This is a genomic window from Bradyrhizobium sp. USDA 3315 (assembly GCF_054056795.1).
In genome coordinates, this window is sequence record NZ_JBSRYP010000001.1 from 4011250 (window position 1) to 4030122 (window position 18873).

Sequence of the window (18873 nt, forward strand, 5' to 3'; positions counted from 1 at the left end):
GAACTGCCGCTCAGCTCAGCCGCTGCAGGGTCGCCTTCGGGCTCTCGCCGAACTTGGCGCGGTAGGCGCTCGCCATCCGGCTCAGATGGGTAAAGCCGAGGTCGAATGCAATATCGACGATGCGCTCGCCCGGCCGCGCCGTCTTGAGGCGGGCGTTGAGATGGGCGAGGCGGATGTCGAGCAGCATCTCGGACACGGTGGTGCCGAAGTGACGGCGGAAGCCGAGTTGCAGCGCGCGGATGCCGGTGCCCGCGATCTCCGCGAGCTCGGCGAGGTCCAGCGGCTCGGTTGCCCGGCTCTCCAGATAGGCGCGCACGCGTTTCAAGGCGGCCGGCTGGGCCTCGGTGCGGCCGTTGAAGACATCGATCGCCGAACTCAGGCTGTGCCGCTGCCCGTTGAGCAGGACGTTGAGAAACGACTCGCGCCAATCGGCCGCCGCGACCGCCGACAAAGCCTTGCGCGGCCCGAGCTGCTCGGCGGCCGTGACAAGATGCTCGATCCTGGCCGAGAGCGTCTGCCCGAGCGGCCCGCTCAGCGCGACGGCCGGATCGAACTCGACCGGCCTCACCGCCACGCCGCCAAGCGCCGCGGCGCGATGCTCGACCAGCTTGCGGTCGAGCAGCAAGATCAGCTGAGCGCAGTCGCCGCGCCAGGTCATCTCGGTCGGAATGGTCGGCGACAGCAGCGAGGCCGTGTGCCGTGGTCCGGTGGTGAGCTCGCGCGCGGCGGTCCGCACCGCGGCCGAGCCGGACAGCGGCATCTGCAGCAGGAAGAAGCGGTCGAGGCAGCCGGGATTGATCGCGACCGATCCGCCATAGGCGACATAGTTGACGGAGAAGCCGTCGAAGTCGGCGCAATTGTGATGCGCGGAGAAATCGCTCGCGGAATGATCGACCGGCGTCAGATCGTGCGGACAGAAGATGCGGCCGATCGCTTCCGCCGCGTCATCGACGCGCGCCGTCGCGACGCGTGCGAAATCCTTGAGCCTTGCGCTTGCCGGATTTGCGCTTGCCGAAACCTCGTTGCCAACAGCAGTCACGCCGGCCGTCCGGAGTTGTTTGAGGTCTAAAACATCAGGCAGCCTAGAGCATCCCGCGGCAAAGGGGAACGCCGTTTCGTCGTGCAATCTGCCCGATCGGCGGTCAGGACGATGCGACGGCATTGGGCAGCAGCCGGCCGGCGCAATGCTCCCGCATTGCAGCATGAAGGTGCCGGGTGTGGATTCGTTTATCGGCTAGACAGCCTCACCGGCCGGCGACAGGCTCCGTACCGGCACTGCGCATCAAAACTGGAGAGGCTGACATGGGCACGCTCGAAAAAGGCATTACCCGGACCGGCACCGGCTACGGCGGCAAGACCTGGAATATCCTGGGCCAAATCTACTATCCGAAGGCGGTCACCGACTCGACCTTCGCGTTCGAAACCAACAGCGATCCCGGCCAGTTCGTGCCGGTGCACATCCACCCGACCCAGGACGAGTTCATCCTGGTGCAGGAAGGCGTGCTCGACCTCAAGCTCGACGGCGTCTGGGTGCAGGCCAAGGCCGGCGACCTCGTGCGCATGCCGCGCGGCATCCCGCACGGCTATTTCAACAAGTCGGACAAGCCGGCGCGGGCGCTGTTCTGGGTGTCGCCGATGCAGAAGCTCGAGGCGCTGTTCGAGAAGCTGCACAATCTGCAGGACCCCGCCGAGGTGGTGCGTATCTCCGCCGAGCACGAGGTGGACTTCCTGCCGCCGGAAGCCAACGACTAGCCCGGCGGTCAAACAGACAATACGCACACGAGGCGGCAATCGCCGGAGCTGGACTCCGGCGATGACGGGGACGCGTGCGCTTAACGAAATTGGACCTGTTCATTCAATTCGGAGCGGTTTCATGGTCAAGCAGAAGCATGTGTGCGTCATCGGCGCCGGCATTTCCGGCCTTGCTGCCGGCAAGGCCTTTGCCGGTCGCGGCCACAAGGTGACCATCATCGAGCGCAGCGGCGATCTCGGCGGCGTTTGGGAGCCGGCGCGCTCCTATCCCGACGTGCAGACCCAGAGCCCGAAGGAGCTCTATCGCTACACCGACAAGGCGATGCCGGAGTCCTATCCGGAATGGCCGAAGGGTCCGCAGGTCCATGCCTACTTGCGCGACTATGCCCGCAGCCACGGGCTCGACGGCGCGATGCGGTTCGACACCAAGGTCGAAGGCATGACGCGCCGCACTGACGGCAGGCCGGGCTGGACGCTGGCGCTGCGCTCGACCGACGGCGCCACCGGCCACGAGGATTTCGACTTCGTCGCGGTCTGCACCGGGCAATTCAACGAGCCGCAGGCCTTGCCGCTGGCGGGCGAGGACGGCTTCAAGGCGCAGGGCGGGCAGATTCTGCATTCATCGCAATACGGCGATCCAACGCTTGCCAAGGGCCGCAAGGTGGTGGTGCTCGGCGGCTCCAAATCGGCGACCGACATCGCGGTGAATGCGGTCAATTCCGGCGCCAGCGAAGTCACCATCGTGTTTCGCGAGCCGGTCTGGCGGATTCCCTATTTCGTCGGCGGCCTCGTCAACTTCAAGCGCATCCTCTACATCCGCGCGCAGGAGCAGATGTTTGCCAGCTGGGGCATCGGGCCGATGGCGCGCCTTGCGCATGTCGTGGCAAAGCCGTTCGTGTGGGCGAACTGGCGCGGGCTCGAAAGCATGCTGAAAATGCAGCTCAAGCTGAAGCAATGCGGCATGGTGCCGAAGGAGCGGATCGAGGATGGCGTCAACTGCTCGGTGCCGATCGCAACCCCCGGCTTCTATCCGATGGTCGCCGACGGCCGGATCAGGGCGGTGCGTGGCACCTTCGACCATTACGACGGCAAGACCATCGTGATGAGCGGCGGCCAGCGCGTCGCGGCCGATGTCGCGGTGCTGGCGATCGGCTACAAGCTGGGCGTGCCGTTCCTGCCCGAGGAGTATCAGAACAAGCTGGTCGAGCCCGACGGGCAGTACCGGCTGTACCGGCTGATCGCCAATCCCGATCTGCCCGACATGGGCTTTGTCGGCTTCAATTCGAGCTTCTGCACCGTGCTGTGCGCCGATCTCGCCGCGAACTGGCTGGTGCGCTACGCCGACGGCCAGCTGGCGCGGCAGCCGAGCGCGGCCGAGATGCACGACAACATCGCGATGATGCTGAACTTCAAGCGCGTCGAGCGTCCGGCAGCGGGCGTCTATGGCGGGCTGTGCGTCGCCCCGTACCACTTCAAGCATTTCGACGAACTGTTGGCGGACATCGGCACCAAGGCGTCGCGCCGCAACCCGCTCGTCGAAAAGTTCACGCCGCCGGACGCCGACGCCTATGCCCGCTTCCTCGCGACTGCGCCAGCATACAGAGCGGTGGCGTAGAGCATCACGGGATTGGGGCGAGCAGCAAGGGCGCTGCGCTCCCTCTCCCGGTTCTTACGGGGAGAGGGTTGGGGTGAGGGGCCGTCCCCGCATCTGCGGTGATAGCTGCGTTTGTGGAGACTCCCCCTCACCCGGAACGCATCTAATGATGCGTTCCGACCCCTCCCCGCACGCGCAGGGGTGTCCGGGGAAATTCAGGCATAGCGGAGCTCCATCTGGTCAGGTGAGATGGTTGATTTCCGACGGCTGGGGTTGATGGGCGGAGGTTTGTCGATGGCAGCGAGGGATCGACGCGTGAGCAGGAGCTGGCCGACGAGTTCGGCGAACCTGAGCGGGAGCATTTTGATGCAGTTGGTGTGAGCGGCGATGCGCAGCAGCAGGTAGGCAATCATCGCAGCGAGCACCTGAAGGCGGATCGCGTTGTCGTTGGCGCCGAGGAACTTGCGAATATCGAGATGCTGCTTGATCCAGCGGAACAGCAGCTCGATTTGCCATCGGCTCTTGTAGAGGGCGGCGATCTCGACGGCGCTACGGGCAAGGTCGTTGGTCAGGAGTGTGATCTTGCCGCCTTTCTCGCGTCTGATCTTGATGCGGCGGAGCGGGATTGGAAGGCGCGAATCGCCCTTGCTGGTGAGCTTCACCTCGTCATCGGCAAGGATTTCGAAGCCATCCCCGTTACGCTTGCGGATGGCGCGATGCCTGAGCGAGCGAAGACGGATGCTCGTCTTCGCCCGGGTAACGAAGAAAGCCTTGCTATCATTGATCTTCTGCCACCAGTCGAAACGGCAATAGCCCTTGTCAAACACATAGGTGGTGGCGGGCTGGATTGGGGTCTGTCGGCCGATCTCGATGTCATTGACGTTCGCGGCCGTCATCTCGACGCAGGTCGGGACATCGCTCCTTGGGTCGTAGACGACATGCAGCTTCATGCCGCGGATGCGGCCGTTCCACGTCGCCCAACTGCAGACCTTGCCGAGCGGGATCGGACTGGCGTCGATCAGACGCACCATCTCCATGCCTTCACTCCGCAGCTGGCGACGCGCCATCGCCGACAGCGCCGCAAAGGTTTGCGCGAAAATGCCGATCGGACGGCGGGCATTGGCATCGGACAACGTCGAGCGCGACAGCTTGCCGGTTCCCAAGTGATAGTGATGCTGCGAATTGGCGTTGAAGCCAGTCACCACCCCGCGCAGACTGCTGTTGCCGCTAAGCTGGGCATAGATCAGCGCCACCAGATGATCCCAGCTCCTGAACGACTTGTCGTAGGCATCCCCGTCCAGACGATCCACAACCGTCTGAAACTGCCGTCGATTGATCGGTTCAAGCAGCCTTCCAAAAATGCTACCGCGATATCGCATGCTCGGCCCTCTGTGTCTCGACAACCAGAAAAGACCGATTTGCCTCGGTCCTGCCGAGCATGCACCGCGACACAGTGAATCATTCCCCGGACACCCCTGCCGCACGCGGGGCGAGGTGAAACGGAGGCCGCTAATCGCGGCCGGCGTCGAGGAAGGCCTGCGCCAGCCGCTCGGGGTTGGAGAAGCACAGCTCGTGGCTGCCCGGCACCTGGACCAGGCGGAACAGTCCGAGCTTCTCCGACAACCGTGGATGCCAGGGCAGGCTGTGCGGCATCGCGGTGTCCTCGGTGCAGTTCACGTAGGATTTCGCGATTGGCATCTCGGCGGGATTGGTGCGCAGCGCGATCTTGTCCTGGAAGGTCTTCAACGGGTGCGGGTTGAGCTTGTCATAGGCGCGCTGCGCCGTCTCGAGATCGGCGTCGTTGATGAAGGCCTCGCGCCAGATCGGGAACGGCAGCACCACCGAGCCGTCGCCCCGCTCGGCATGAATGGCGTCGAACAGGCCGCGATAGTGCGGCGGCACCATGTCGTTGAGGCATTCGCCATTGTTCGGGACAAAGGCGTTCCAGTAGACGAGGCGGCGGATGCGGTTCGCGGCGGCGTCGGCGACGCCGGTGATGACCATGCCGCCATAGCTGTGGCCGACCAGGACGATGTCCTTGAGGTCATGCTCGGTGAGATAATCCACGATCGACTGGATCGCCTCGGCGAGGCCGGAATCCTTCCGGTCGCCGGGGCGGTTACCCCTGATGGTCGGGGTGTGGACGACATGGCCGGCCTTGCGGATGGCGGCCGCAACCGGCTCAAACTCGGCGCCGGTATGCCAGGCGCCATGGACGAGAACATAGGTCGACATGTTGTACCTCCCTGTCTGGATTGCCGCGTCCGGACGACCCCGGGATACGCGCAGGTTTCATCCGCTTCCTGATGGATATTGACCTTGACCCGCGGAACGCGCTTGGCTGTGAGCGAACCGGACTGGGCTCGGAGTGAACTGATGCCGCAAATCGCCGCCGCGGATCGCTCGCGCAGGCTGAGCTGGAATACTGCGGACACCAGGCCCGGCGAGCAGTTCGCGTATTACCGCGAGGCGATCTGCCAGGCCTTCATGAACCTGACACCGGAGCCGCCGGCGACGCCCGGCTTCCTCGCCCGCGTCGAGACAGTTGGGCTCGGCGATGGCGCGGTCAACCGGGTCAGCTTCCCGGAGCATGTCGTGCGGCGCTCCGCTGCCGACATCGCCGCGTCCAGCCGGCGCTGCTACTACCTCAATCTGAAGCTTGCCGGCCGCTGCCGCATCCAGCAGGCGGGACGCGAGATCAGCCTGTCGCCGGGGCAGGTCGGAATCTTCGACAGCGGCCAGCGCTTCGCGCTGCTGCACGACCGCGGCCCGGCGCTGCAGGTCGCCTCGTTGTGGGTGCCGGCCGAGGCGCTGGATGAACGGCTGCCGACGGCGCCCGAGGTCGCGCCGGCGCGGGTCTCGGATGATCCCTTCGTCGGCCATCTCATCACCGAGACGGCGCAGGTTCTGAACACATCCGCCCTCCGTGCTTCGGATGCGGACAACGCGCGGCTGTTCAGCGTGCTGCTCGATCTGGTCGCGCTCAGCCTGTCGCGCAGCGGCCGCGCCGGCGTCGCCGAGAGTGCCGGCCTTGCCGATGCGACGTGGCTTGCGCTGCGCCGCGCCGTGGACGGCAGGCTGCGCGAGCCCGGGCTCGGCGTTGCCGCCATTGCGGCTGCGATCGGCATCAGCGAGCGCTATGTCCACAAACTGTTCGAGCGCGCCGGCACGACATTCGCCAGCCATGTGATGGACCGCCGCCTCGACGGCGCCGCGCGCGATCTGAGAGACCCCGCGATCGCCGGGCGCGCGATCGGCGACATCGCGTTCGACTGGGGCTTCTCCGACCTGTCGCATTTCACGCGGCGCTTCAGGCACCGCTTCGGCTGCACGCCGCGCGACTGGCGACGCGGCTGACCAACGCTTCGGAAATCACCATGGCGCAGCCGTTCACCTACCAGGTCAGCCCGATGCGGGTCGTGTTCGGGGTCGGCACGGTCGCACAGCTGGCGGCCGAGCTCGACCGGCTCGGCATCAACCGCGCGCTGGTGCTGGCGAGCCGACGGCAGCAGGCCGAACTCGGCGATCTCGCCGACCTGACCGGCGGCCGTGTGGCCGGATCGTTCGACGGCGCGGTGGTGCACACGCCGGTCGCGGTGACCGAACGTGCGATGGAGATCGTCCGCGAGCTCAGGCCCGACGGTGTGGTTGCGATCGGCGCCGGCGCCGCGACCGGCCTCAGTAAGGCGATTGCGCTGCGCACCGACCTGCCGCAACTGATCGTGCCGACCAGCTATGCCGGCTCCGAGATGACGCCGGTACTCGGCGAGACCGTCGACGGCGTCAAGACCACGCAATCATCGCCGAAGATCCTGCCCGAGGCCGTGATCTACGACGTCAACCTGACCGTCTCGATGCCGGCCAAATTCTCGGCGATCTCCGGCCTCAACGCGATCGCGCATGCGGCCGAGGCGCTGTACGCGCGGGACGGCAACCCGATCACCTCGCTGATGGCGGAAGAGGCGATTGCGAAGCTTGCCTCGTCTCTGCCGGATGTGATTGCGCAGCCGCGCGATCTCGATGCGCGCGGGGACGCGCTCTATGGTGCGTGGCTGTGCGCCGTCTGTCTCGGCACCGTGGGCATGGCGCTGCATCACAAGCTCTGCCACACCGTCGGCGCGCTGTTCGACCTGCCGCATGCCGAGACCCATGCGGTGCTGCTGCCGCATACCATCGCCTACAACACGCCGGCCGCACGCGAGGCGATCGGCCGTGCGGCGAACGCGCTTGGGGCGGCCAGCGCCGCCGATGGCCTGTTCGATCTGTCGGCAAGGCTCGGCGCGCCGCGCTCGCTCGCCGAGATCGGCATGCCCGAGGACGGCATCGCAAAGGCGGCCGCGCTCGCCACCAAAAATCCTTACTGGAATCCGCGACCGATCGAGGAGAGCGGCATCCGCGACCTGCTGAAGCGCGCGTGGTCCGGCGCGCGGCCGCAAGCCGGATGATCAGACCCCGATCGCGTTGCGCGCGATCACGTCACGGTAGAACGCCGCGCTCAATTTCGGCACCCGGGCCTGGGTCTCGAAATCCACCCGGTAGAGGCCGAAGCGCTTCTCGTAGCCGAAGATCCATTCGAAATTGTCCATCAGGCTCCACAGGAAATAGCCGTGGACCGGGACGCCGTCGGCGGTCGCGCGCTGCAATTGGGCGAGATAGTTGCGCAGGAACATGATGCGGTCGAGATCGTAGATCTGCCCGTCCGGATGCACCTTGTCCTCACCGGACGTGCCGTTCTCGCTGATATAGATGCTCTTGATGTTCCACAGCTTGGCGGCGATCCGCGGCGCCCAATAGATCGTCTCCGGCGCGATCCGCAGCCATTCCGAGCTCATGTGCGGGAAGGAAGCCGGCATCGGCAGCGGCTTCCAGCCGGGGGCATGGTCGGTGGCAAGGATGTAGCATTGCGGCGCGTAGATGTTCAGCCCGACGAAATCATTGGGCTGCGAGATGATCTTCAGCTCATCCGCGGTGAATTTGGGCGCGTCCGCGCCGGCATATTGCAGGAAGCCTTCGGTGTACCTGCCTTCGAGGACGACTCCGAGAAAACCTGCGTTGAGCTCGCGAGTCGCGGTTTCGGTGGCGCGGATGTTCTCCGGCGTGTTGAAGGCGGGCACGCAGGCGGTGATGTTCTCGGCCGGCCCGACCCGCGTGCCGGCACGGCCTTTGGCGCGAATCGCCAGCACCGCAAGGCCATGCGCCAGCGCCACATGATGGCGCGCCTGGTTCACCTCGCCCGCCGGCAGCTTCAGCCCCGGGGCGTCGACGCCGAGCGCATAACCGAAGGGGAGGAAACGTCCGACCTCGTTGAGGGTGAAGACGTTCTTCACGCGGTCGGTCAGTCGCTGCGCCACATAGCCGGCATAGTCGCCGAACGCCTTCGAGGTGTCGCGCGAGCGCCAGCCGCCGACGCGGTCCTGCAACGCCTGCGGCAGGTCCCAGTGATAGAGCGTGGCGTAGGGCTCGATGCCGTTCGCAAGCAGCTCGTCGACCAGACGGTTGTAGAAGTCGAGGCCCTTCGGGTTCGGCGTGCCGGTGCCGTCGGGAAATACCCGAGGCCAGGCGATCGAAAACCGATACGCCTTGGCGCCGAGATCCTTGATGAGGCGAACGTCCTCCTTGTAGCGGTGATAGTGGTCGTTGGCGCGGTCGCCGGTCGAGCCGTCCTCGATCTTGCCCGATGTGTGGGTGAAAGTGTCCCAGATCGATGGGCCGCGGCCGTCCTCATTGACCGCGCCCTCGACCTGGTAGGACGAGGTTGCGGTGCCCCAGACGAAGCCCGTGGGAAAGTTCGTGCCGTCCGGCCGCGACGCACGGTTTGCAGCCTCGGCAGGGCCGGTCAAACCGAGCGCCGAGAGGCCTGCAAGGCCCGCAAACTGCCGGCGCGAGAACTTTCCGAACATTGTTGTCTCCCGTCGCGGACGTTGCCGCTGGAATGCGGGCCGTAGGTTAACCTTCCATCCCGCCGTTGAGCAACAAGGGTCGGCGGGCCCAAGCGCCGTGGCGAGCGGCGCACCAATCAGTGCGAACCATTGTGATGTCAATGTCGCGGAGTTGTCAGTTTTGTGGCGACATTTTCTCTACTAGATTGCCTGCTACGTCCTTCCGCAATGACATCCGAATATCCCCGAGATTCCCGTGAGCTTCGCGCGATGAACAAGCCTGCAACCCATGTCCGAAGGGCGCTGCTGCGTCGTCTTGCCACTGCGATCGGCTTGGCTTTGGCGATGGCCGCAAGCGCGCAGGCCGAGCAAACATTTTCGTTCGACCGCACGCCCGGAAAGCTACCGAAGACGGTCGTCCCGTTGCATTACGCGATCGAGCTGACACCTGATATCACGGGCCTCGCTCTGCCAGGCGTCGAAACCGTCGACATCGAGGTGCGCGAGGCGACCGCGCAGCTGACGCTGAACGCGGTCAACACGACATTCGCAGAGGTTACGATCGATGACGGCGCCCAGCGCGCGGAGGTCGCGACCGATGCCGCCGCGCAGACCGCAACGCTGACTTTCGCCAGGCCGCTTGCGGCCGGCCGCCACAAGCTGCGCATCGCCTTCACGGCGCAGATCAACAAATTCGGCACCGGCCTGTTCTCGGTCGACTACCCGACCAGGACCGGGGTCAAGCGGATGATCTCCAGCAAGCTGGAGCCGGCCGATGCAAGGCGGATCTTCCCGTGCTGGGACGAGCCGTCGTTCAAGGCGAGCTTTGCGCTGACCGTCGTCATTCCGCGCAATCTGCTCGCGGTCGGCAACATGCCCGTGACCAGCGAAGAGCCGGTCGCCGGCGATCTCAAGAAGGTTGCGTTCGCGCCGACGCCGAAGATGTCGAGCTATCTGTTCGTGCTCACGGTCGGCGAGCTCGAGCACGTCACAGCGGATGCCGGCGGCGTCACGGTCGGCGTGGTGACGACGGAGGGCAAGGGCGGCCAGGGCCGGTTCGCGCTCGACAGCGCGGTGAAGCTGCTCGCCTATTACAACGACTATTTCGGCGTCAAATATCCGTTGCCGAAGCTCGACCTGATCGCCGTACCCGGCGGGTTCGGCGGCGCGATGGAGAATTGGGGCGGCATCACCTTCTTCGAGAGCCGGCTGCTGTTCGATCCCGCGACGTCCGCCGAGACCGCGCGGCGCGGCATCTTCGCCATCATCGCGCACGAGATGGCGCATATGTGGTTCGGCGATCTCGTCACCATGGCGTGGTGGGACAATCTCTGGCTCAACGAGGGCTTTGCCAGCTGGATGGCAACCAAGGCCTCGGAGCAGTTCTATCCGCAATGGCAGGGCTGGCTGAACGGCTACGGCGCGAAGCAGTTCGCCATGGCGCTCGATGCGCGGCGCACCTCGCATCCCGTGCAGCAGCCGATTGCCGATCACAGCGAAGCGGTGACGGCGTTCGACGCCATCACCTACAACAAGGGGCAGGCGCTGATCCGTATGCTCGAGAACTATCTCGGCGAACCGGCGTTCCGTGACGGCATCCGCAAATACATGGCTGCGCATGCCTACAGCAACGCGACAACCGCTGATCTCTGGCAGGCGCTCGAGAGTAGCGGCGGCAAGACCATCACCGGTATCGCCGCCTCCTTCACCGCGCAGGACGGCGTGCCGCTGGTCGTGGCCGAGACGGACTGTGATGGCGCCGCGCAGCGCCTGACCTTGCGGCAGGATCGCTTCGTGATCGCGCCGGCCAACAATCCGCTGCTGCCGGCCCGCAACTGGCAGATCCCCGTTGCGGTCGGACCGGCGCATGGCAAGCCGTTTGACGAGATATTGTTGAAGGGGAGCACCGATATCCCGGCCGGCGCCTGCGGCGATGCGATCAAGGTCAACCTCGGCGACGTCGGCTACTTCAGGGTCGAGTACGGCCCGAAGAACCGTGCGGCGTTGCTGAACGCATTCCCGCAAATGCAGGTCGCCGACCGTCTCAATGTCGTTACCGACAGCTGGGCGCTGGTGCAGGCGGGCCGCGCGGAGGCGCCGTCCTATCTCGCGCTGCTCGATGCGCTCGATGCCGGTGACCATCGCGCGGTGTGGGACCAGGTGATCTCGACATTCGCGGCGCTGAACCGGCTGTCGCGCGGCCGCACCGAGCGGCCGGTGATTCGGGCCTATGCCCGCGCCAAGCTGCGCCCGGTGTTCGATCGGGTCGGATGGGACAGCGCCGGTTCAGGCGACGATGACACTGCGTTGTTGCGTGCAAGCCTGATCTCGACGCTTGGCGATCTCGGGGATGCAGCTATTGTGGCGGAATCGAAGCGGCGCTTTGCGGCATTCGTCGATGATCCCAATTCGCTTCCGACCTCATTGCGCGATGCCGTCGCGCATGTTGTCGGTGTGACCGCCGATCGGGCGACCTACGACCAGCTGCTGGCGCTCGCGCGCAACAGCACGGCGACCAATGAACGGCTGCGCTATTATCTCGCGGCGGCAAGCGCCCGCGATGCCGAATTGGCGCGGGCAACGCTGGCGTTGACGCTGACCAACGAATTGCCCGACACGATCGTGACGGGGATGATCAACGCGGTTGCGTCCTCAGGCGAGCAGCCGCAGCTCGCCTGGGACTTCGTCCGGACCAATTTCGATACGTTGCTGGCAAGGCAGGGGCCGAACTTCCGCGACCAGTTCGTGCCGAACTTCATGGCCAATTTTACCGATGAGGCGCACGCGGCGGAACTGGCCGCGTTTGCTCCGTCGCAATCAACCACCGGCGGACGGGTGATGGTGGCGCGATCGGTGCAGGCGATCGCAATCTCGGCCGATCTTGCCGCGCGCGTGTTGCCCGCCGCCGACGCCTGGATCAGGGCGCACAAGCCGTGAGCTCGCGAAGCAGTTTCCGGCGGCGCGCGATGCGGCTATGCTTCGGGCGCGGCATGCAATCAACGATGCGAGGCTGAGATGGTCAAAGGTTCCGATTTGCTGGTCGCTGCCCTCGAGAATGAGGGCGTGGAGCGGGTGTTCGGCGTCCCCGGCGAGGAGAATCTCGACGTCGTCGAGAGCCTGCGCAAATCCTCGATCAAGCTGATCGTCACGCGCCACGAGCAGGCGGCGGCGTTCATGGCGGCGACCTATGGCCGGCTGACCGGAAGGCCCGGCGTCTGCATGACGACGCTTGGCCCCGGCGCGCTCAACCTCACCACGGGTGCGGCCTACGCGCTGCTCGGCGCGATGCCGATGGTGATGCTGACCGGCCAGAAGGGCATTTTGAGCAGCCGGCAGGCCAAGTTCCAGATCGTCGACATCGTCAACACGTTCCGTCCGCTGACCAAGCTGTCGCTGCAGATCGTCAGCGGCGCGACCATTCCGACCCTGGTCCGCGACGCCTTCCGAATTGCGACGCAGGAACGGCCGGGGCCGGTGCTGCTCGAACTGCCGGAGGATATCGCAGGCGAGGAGATTGCGCCGGTCGAAATGATACCGCCGCATCCGATCGAAATTCCGATCGCGCACGCGGCTGCGCTCGACCGCGCCGCCGACATGATCCTGAAGGCGCAGCGCCCGCTGATCATGCTTGGTGCTGCGGCATCGCGTCCGCGTTCGACTGCCGGGATCGGTGACTTCGTGCGGCGCACGAAAATCCCGTTCATTACCACGCAGATGGGCAAGGGCACGGTATCGGGCGGCACCAATCAGTATATGGGGACCGCCGCGCTGAGCGAGCGCGACTATGTGCACGAGGCGATCGACCGCGCCGACCTCATCATCGCGATCGGTCACGACACGGTCGAGAAGCCGCCTTTCATCATGGGCCCGAAGGGGCCGCAGGTGATCCATGTCAGCTACATGCCGGCAACGGTCGAGCAGGTCTATTTCCCGCAATGCGAGGTGATCGGCGATGTCGGGCCGAGCCTCGAATTGCTGGCCGATCGGGTCGAGGGGAAGCTGCCGCATGCCAGCGCGCTGCTCAGCCTGCGCCAGAGCATTCTGGCCAAGATCACCGATCGCGCCACCGAGGGCCGCTGGCCGCCGACACCGCAGCGCATCGTGCACGATGTGCGGCAGGTCATTCCGGAGGACGGCATCGTCGCGCTCGACAACGGCATGTACAAGATCTGGTTCGCACGCAATTACCGCACGCTGCTCGCGAACTCGCTGCTGCTCGACAACGCGCTCGCGACCATGGGCGCCGGCCTGCCGTCGGCGATGATGGCGGCGATGCTGTATCCGAACAACCGCGTGCTCGCGGTCTGTGGCGATGGCGGCTTCATGATGAACTCGCAGGAGCTCGAGACCGCGGTCCGCCTCAAGCTCAATCTGGTAATCCTGATCCTGGAGGATTCTGCCTACGGCATGATCCGCTGGAAGCAGGCGGTCGACAATTTCCCGGATTTCGGCCTGACCTTCGGCAATCCGGATTTCGTCAAATTCGCCGAAAGCTACGGCGCCAAGGGTTCGCGGATCGCGAGCACGGATGCGATCGTTCCGACCCTGGAACGGGCGTTTTCCGGCGGCGGCGTGCATCTTGTCGTGGTGCCGATCGACTATACCGAGAACAAGCGGGTGCTGGTCGACGAATTGCGCGAGAAGGTGCAGCAGATCGATGTGTCGTAGAGCATGATCCGGACCCGAAGGGCCGCGTTAGCGCAAAGTGCGAAGCGGTTTTCCCTCGCGACAAACGCAAAGCGTTTGCGCGGAGATCATGCTCAAACAAGAAGCTGAAGCATTGCTGCGGTGGCCAAGGAACGAAAAGCCCTCGGCTTGATTGAACGTAAGCCGCCATGGTAGCACGCCACTGCATCACCATTGCGCAGATGGTCGGCGATACCAGATCTGAGAGGTCACGTGACTGCACCAAATCCTGCCGCCGGCAAACCCATCGATCCCGCCCAGCTCGCCAATGTGCCGCGGCTGGTCACGGCCTATTTTGCCGGCAAGCCCGACGCTGGCGATCCCGCTCAGCGGGTTGCGTTCGGCACCTCGGGCCATCGCGGCTCGTCGCTGAAGAATTCCTTCAACGAGGACCATATCCTCGCCACCACGCAGGCGATCTGCGATTACCGGCGCGAGAAGGGTCTCACCGGGCCGCTGTTCATCGGCATCGACACCCATGCGCTGGCTGAGCCGGCGCTGGCCAGCGCGGTCGAGGTGTTCGCGGCCAACGGCGTCGAGATCATGATCGACGCGCAGGGCGGCTACACCCCGACGCCGGTGATCTCGCATGCGATTCTGAGCTACAACAAGGGCCGTAGCGCGGGCCTCGCCGACGGCGTCGTCATCACGCCGTCACACAACCCGCCGGAGGACGGCGGCTACAAGTACAATCCACCGCATGGTGGTCCGGCCGACACCGACGTCACCGCCGTGGTCGAGAAGAACGCCAACCGCTACATCGAGGCCGGCCTCAAGGGCGTCGCGCGGCTGTCCTATGATCGCGCGCGCAAGGCGGCGACCACGCATCTGCACGATTATATCACGCCCTATGTCGCCGATCTCGGCAACACCGTCGATCTCGCGCTGATCAAGTCTGCCGGCGTCAAGATCGGCATCGACCCGCTCGGCGGCGCGGCGGTGCACTACTGGCAGCCGATCATCGCGCGCTACGGCATCAACGCGTCAGTCGTCAACGAGGCGGTCGATCCGACCTTCCGCTTCATGACCGCGGACTGGGACGGCAAGATCCGGATGGACTGCTCGTCGCCTTATGCGATGGCGAGCCTGATCGGGATGCGCGACCGTTTCGACGTCGCTTTCGCCAACGACACCGACGCCGACCGCCACGGCATCGTGACCCGCTCGAACGGGCTGATGAACCCGAACCACTTCCTTGCCACCGCGATCGCCTATCTGTTCGCGCACCGGCCGCAATGGAGCAAGGACGCCGCGATCGGCAAGACCATCGTGTCGAGCTCGATCATCGATCGCGTGGCGAAGAAGCTTGGCCGCAAGCCGGTCGAGACGCCGGTCGGCTTCAAATGGTTCGTCGACGGGCTCGGCAGCGGCGGGTTCGGCTTTGCCGGTGAGGAGAGCGCTGGCGCATCGTTCCTGAAGCGCGACGGCTCGGTGTGGACCACCGACAAGGACGGCATCATTCTCGGCCTCCTGGCGGCCGAGATCATCGCCAAGACCGGCCGCGATCCGAGCGAATTGTTCGGCGAGCTGACCGCCGAGCTCGGCGTTCCCTATTACGAGCGCATCGATGTGGCGGCGACGCCGAAGCAGAAGAACGCGCTGAAGGCGCTCGGACCCGAGCAGCTCAACATGACGCAGCTCGCCGGCGATGCCGTCCGTGCGGTCAGGACCAAGGCGCCGGGCAACGACCAGCCGTTCGGCGGCATCAAGGTCGAGAGCGAGGCGGGCTGGTTCGCCGCGCGTCCCTCCGGCACCGAGGATGTCTACAAGATCTACGCCGAAAGCTTCCGCGGGCCGGATCATCTGAAGCAGATCCAGGGCGACGCGCAGGCCGCGATCGCCAAGGTGTTCTGAAAGGCGCGGGCCGGGCGGACGTCATGCGAATATTGTTGACCGGCTCCTCCGGCTGGCTCGGCCGTTTCCTCGCGCCGCGGCTTCGACAGGCCGGCCATGATGTGGTCGGTCTCGACGTCGTCCCGGGCGAGGCGACCGATGTCACAGGCTCGGTAGCCGAACGATCGGTGGTCGAGCGTGTGTTCGCGGATTACGGCATCGAGGCCGTGATCCATGGCGGCGCGCTGCACAAGCCCGACATCGCGCGGTTCGCGCCGCAGGCCTTTGTCGACGTCAACGTCACAGGCACGCTCAATTTGCTGCAGGCAGCAGTGGCTGCCGGCCACGACCGTTTCGTCTTCACCTCGACGACCTCGTTGATGATCTCGCAGGCGATCCGCGACGAGGAAGGCCATGCTGCGGTATGGCTCGACGAGACGACAGGACCGCTTGAGCCGCGCAACATTTACGGAGTGACAAAACTTGCCGCTGAAGGGCTGTGCCGTCTGTACAGCCGCGAGCACGGGCTGAACTGCGCGGTGCTGCGCACCAGCCGCTTCTTCCCCGAGGATGACGACACCATCCGTGACATCCATGGCGAGAACCTGAAGGCGACCGAGCTGCTGTACCGCCGCCTCACCGTCGAGGACGCCGCCGATGCCCATGTCGTGGCGCTGGACAAGATCCGCGGCTTCGAGGTCTTCGTGATCAGCGCGCCGACGCCGTTTGCGCGCAGCGATGTCGCCGACCTGAAGACCGACGCGGCCGGGGTGATCGCGCGCACCTTCCCCGATGCGCCGGCGCTGTTCGCGCGGCGTGGCTGGCGCCTGCCGAAATCGATCGGCCGGATCTACGACGCAAGCAAGACCGAACGGTTGCTCGGCTTCCGCGCCGGTACGGATTTCGCAGCGGTGCTCGGCGCCTTGCGCAGCGGCGCGCCGCTTCCCTTTGCGCACGATCCCGATTATGTCTCGCCGTCAACGAGGCTCGCAAATGGCTGATTTCCACGGCGTCTTTCCGTACCTGGTGTCCCCGGTCGACCCTGCCGGCCATGTCCGCACCGAGGTGCTGGGCCGGCTCTGCGACGATCTGGTCAAGGCCGGCGTCCACGGCCTGACGCCGCTCGGTTCGACCGGCGAGTTCGCCTATCTCAACAATGCGCAGCGCATGCAGGTGGTGGCGACCACGATCGAGGCCGCGCAGGGCCGCGTGCCGGTGGTCGCCGGCGTCGCCTCGACCTCGACGGCGGATGCGGTGGCGCAGGCCAAGGCCTACCAGAAGCGCGGCGCGACCGGCATTCTCGCGATCATGGAGGCGTATTTTCCGGTCGGTGATGCGCAGGTGGAAGCCTATTTCCGCGCCATCGCCGACGCCGTCGACATTCCGGTCGTGATCTATACCAATCCGAATTTCCAGCGCTCCGACCTCACGCTTGACGTCATCGCGCGGCTCGCCGGGCATCCGCGCATCGGTTACATCAAGGACGCGTCGACCAACACCGGGCGGCTGCTGTCGATCATGAACCGTTGCGGCGACAGCCTGAAAGTGTTCTCGGCCTCCGCCCATATTCCGGCCGCGGTGATGCTGATCGGCGGCCACGGCTGGATGGCGGGCCCGGCCTGCATCATCCCGCGGCAGAGTGTCGAGCTCTACAATCTGTGCCGCCGCACCCGCTGGGATGAGGCGATGGCCCTGCAGCGCAAGCTGTGGCGCATCAACGAGGCGTTTGCCCGCTTCAACCTCGCCGCCTGCATCAAGGCCGGGCTCGCGAGCCAGGGCTACGACGTCGGCGATCCCGTGCCGCCGCAGGCGCCGCTCACGGCCGAGCAGCGCAAGGTGGTCGAGGCGGCGTTGCGCGATCTGGGCTGAGGCCGTCGGGGGGCTGCGCGGCAAAATGCCGGGCAATCCGCCTTGGCCATGCCGGAAACCTCCGCTTGGTCAGCGCGTTTGTTGCGTGGAGCACAGCAATGAATCGGCGTACCGTCCTTGTCCTGGCCGTGATCGCGGCCATTCTGCTGATCTTCGCGGCCGGCAGCATCCGTCAGGCGCCGTGGAGCGGCCCGGCTGCCCGCGCGGTCACCGAGCGCGGCGCGCTGTCGGATGCCGAAAAGGCCAATGTCGAGATCTTCGAGAAGGTCTCGCCGTCGGTCGTGCAGGTGGTGACGCAAACCGCCGCCAATCCGCTGAGCGAGGAGCAGGAGGGCGGCGCGGCGTCGGGCACCGGCATTGTCTGGGACAATGACGGCCACGTCGTCACCAACAACCACGTGGTGCAGAACGCAAGCCAGGTCGCCATCCGCTTTGCCTCCGGCGAAGCGGTACGCGCCGAAATCGTCGGCACGGCGCCGAACTACGATCTGGCCGTGCTGCGCATCCGCAGCGCGCGCAATCTGCCGCCGCCCTTGGCGCTCGGCAGCTCCGCCGATCTCAAGGTCGGCCAGTTTGCCTATGCGATCGGCAATCCGTTCGGGCTCGATCAATCGATGTCCAGCGGCATCATCAGCGCGCTCAAGCGCCGGCTGCCGACCTCGAGCGGCCGCGAGATCTCCAACGTGATCCAGACCGACACCGCGATCAATCCGGGCAATTCGGGCGGCCCGTTGCTCGATTCTGCCGGGCGGCTGATCGGCGTGACCACGGCGATCCTGTCGCCGTCGGGCTCGAATGCCGGCATCGGCTTCGCGATCCCGGTCGACATCGTCAATCGCGTGGTGCCCGAGCTGATCCGCAACGGTCGCGTGCCGACGCCGGGGATCGGCATCGTGACCGCGAATGAGGCGGTCGCCACGCGTATCGGTGCCGAAGGATTGATCGTGGTGCGCACGACACCGGGGTCGCCGGCCGAGCGCGCCGGGATACGCGGGGTCGATATGTCGACCGGTGAGCTCGGCGACGTGATCACCGCGGTCGACGGCAAGCCGGTCCACCGGCTCTCCGATCTGGCCGACCAGCTCGAGCAGATCGGGGTTGGCAAGAAGGTGCGGCTCAGCGTGAACCGCGACGGCTCGGCGCGCGATGTCGAGGTCGCCATCGTCGATATCGGCCGGGCGCAATGATGTCGTCACTGGCCTGACGCGTGCCGCCGGATTGTGCTTCCGCGCGCCGCGCGACGAGATGCCTGTCCTTCGG

Annotated in this window: 14 protein-coding genes; 10 read left to right on the forward strand and 4 right to left on the reverse strand. The window is 65.7% G+C overall.

Translation table 11 applies throughout. The features are described 5' to 3' along the window. Nucleotides 1-10: 10 nt before the first annotated feature. On the reverse strand, nt 11-1039 hold the full coding sequence (locus ACVIYL_RS18455) for an AraC family transcriptional regulator (RefSeq protein ID WP_456779389.1): 1029 nt from the start codon (nt 1037-1039) through the stop codon (nt 11-13). 263 nt (nt 1040-1302) lie between these two features. Here ACVIYL_RS18455 and ACVIYL_RS18460 point away from each other — a divergent pair, with 263 nt between their 5' ends. After that, nucleotides 1303-1752, forward strand: coding sequence for a cupin domain-containing protein (locus ACVIYL_RS18460; RefSeq protein ID WP_057019245.1), 450 nt, complete (start codon nt 1303-1305; stop codon nt 1750-1752). 121 nt (nt 1753-1873) lie between these two features. Next, on the forward strand, nt 1874-3367 hold the full coding sequence (locus tag ACVIYL_RS18465) for a flavin-containing monooxygenase (RefSeq protein ID WP_456779390.1): 1494 nt from the start codon (nt 1874-1876) through the stop codon (nt 3365-3367). 194 nt (nt 3368-3561) lie between these two features. Here the strand turns inward: ACVIYL_RS18465 and ACVIYL_RS18470 are convergent, their stop codons facing one another. Both ACVIYL_RS18470 and ACVIYL_RS18475 read right to left on the reverse strand, forming a co-directional pair. After that, nucleotides 3562-4725, reverse strand: a complete 1164-nt coding sequence (locus ACVIYL_RS18470) for an IS4 family transposase (RefSeq protein ID WP_057015126.1) — start codon at nt 4723-4725, stop codon at nt 3562-3564. Nucleotides 4726-4855: 130 nt separating this feature from the next. Then, nucleotides 4856-5581 carry an alpha/beta fold hydrolase gene (locus ACVIYL_RS18475; protein WP_438078026.1) on the reverse strand — a complete coding sequence of 242 codons (726 nt, stop codon included), beginning with the start codon at nt 5579-5581 and terminating at the stop codon, nt 4856-4858. Between the two features lie 141 nt (nt 5582-5722). Between ACVIYL_RS18475 and ACVIYL_RS18480 the strand changes: the two genes are divergently transcribed. Continuing rightward, on the forward strand, nt 5723-6703 hold the full coding sequence (locus ACVIYL_RS18480; RefSeq protein ID WP_456779391.1) for a helix-turn-helix domain-containing protein: 981 nt from the start codon (nt 5723-5725) through the stop codon (nt 6701-6703). Nucleotides 6704-6723: 20 nt separating this feature from the next. After that, on the forward strand, nt 6724-7791 hold the full coding sequence (locus ACVIYL_RS18485; RefSeq protein ID WP_456779392.1) for a maleylacetate reductase: 1068 nt from the start codon (nt 6724-6726) through the stop codon (nt 7789-7791). Here ACVIYL_RS18485 and ACVIYL_RS18490 read toward each other — a convergent pair whose 3' ends face one another. Beyond that, complete coding sequence (locus tag ACVIYL_RS18490; protein WP_456779393.1) at nt 7792-9246, reverse strand: GH1 family beta-glucosidase; 1455 nt, start codon at nt 9244-9246, stop codon at nt 7792-7794. 249 nt (nt 9247-9495) lie between these two features. Between ACVIYL_RS18490 and ACVIYL_RS18495 the strand changes: the two genes are divergently transcribed. The 6 genes from ACVIYL_RS18495 to ACVIYL_RS18520 all read left to right on the forward strand — a co-directional run bounded on the left by ACVIYL_RS18495 (nt 9496) and on the right by ACVIYL_RS18520 (nt 18800). Then, complete coding sequence (locus tag ACVIYL_RS18495; RefSeq protein WP_456779394.1) at nt 9496-12162, forward strand: M1 family metallopeptidase; 2667 nt, start codon at nt 9496-9498, stop codon at nt 12160-12162. A gap of 78 nt (nt 12163-12240) precedes the next feature. Continuing rightward, the gene (locus ACVIYL_RS18500) at nt 12241-13893 is read left to right on the forward strand and encodes an acetolactate synthase large subunit (RefSeq protein WP_456779395.1); all 1653 of its coding nucleotides are present in this window, start codon (nt 12241-12243) and stop codon (nt 13891-13893) included. Nucleotides 13894-14124: 231 nt separating this feature from the next. Further along, nucleotides 14125-15765: a phosphoglucomutase (alpha-D-glucose-1,6-bisphosphate-dependent) gene (gene pgm, locus ACVIYL_RS18505; protein WP_456779396.1), complete on the forward strand. Its 1641-nt coding sequence runs from the start codon at nt 14125-14127 to the stop codon at nt 15763-15765. A 23-nt stretch (nt 15766-15788) separates the two neighbouring features. Continuing rightward, the gene (locus ACVIYL_RS18510; protein WP_456779397.1) at nt 15789-16745 is read left to right on the forward strand and encodes an NAD-dependent epimerase/dehydratase family protein; all 957 of its coding nucleotides are present in this window, start codon (nt 15789-15791) and stop codon (nt 16743-16745) included. Beyond that, nucleotides 16738-17613: a dihydrodipicolinate synthase family protein gene (locus tag ACVIYL_RS18515; protein WP_168855765.1), complete on the forward strand. Its 876-nt coding sequence runs from the start codon at nt 16738-16740 to the stop codon at nt 17611-17613. Before ACVIYL_RS18510 ends, ACVIYL_RS18515 begins: the two co-directional genes overlap by 8 nt. 98 nt (nt 17614-17711) lie before the next feature. Then, on the forward strand, nt 17712-18800 hold the full coding sequence (locus ACVIYL_RS18520) for a S1C family serine protease (RefSeq protein ID WP_456779398.1): 1089 nt from the start codon (nt 17712-17714) through the stop codon (nt 18798-18800). Nucleotides 18801-18873 lie beyond the last annotated feature (73 nt).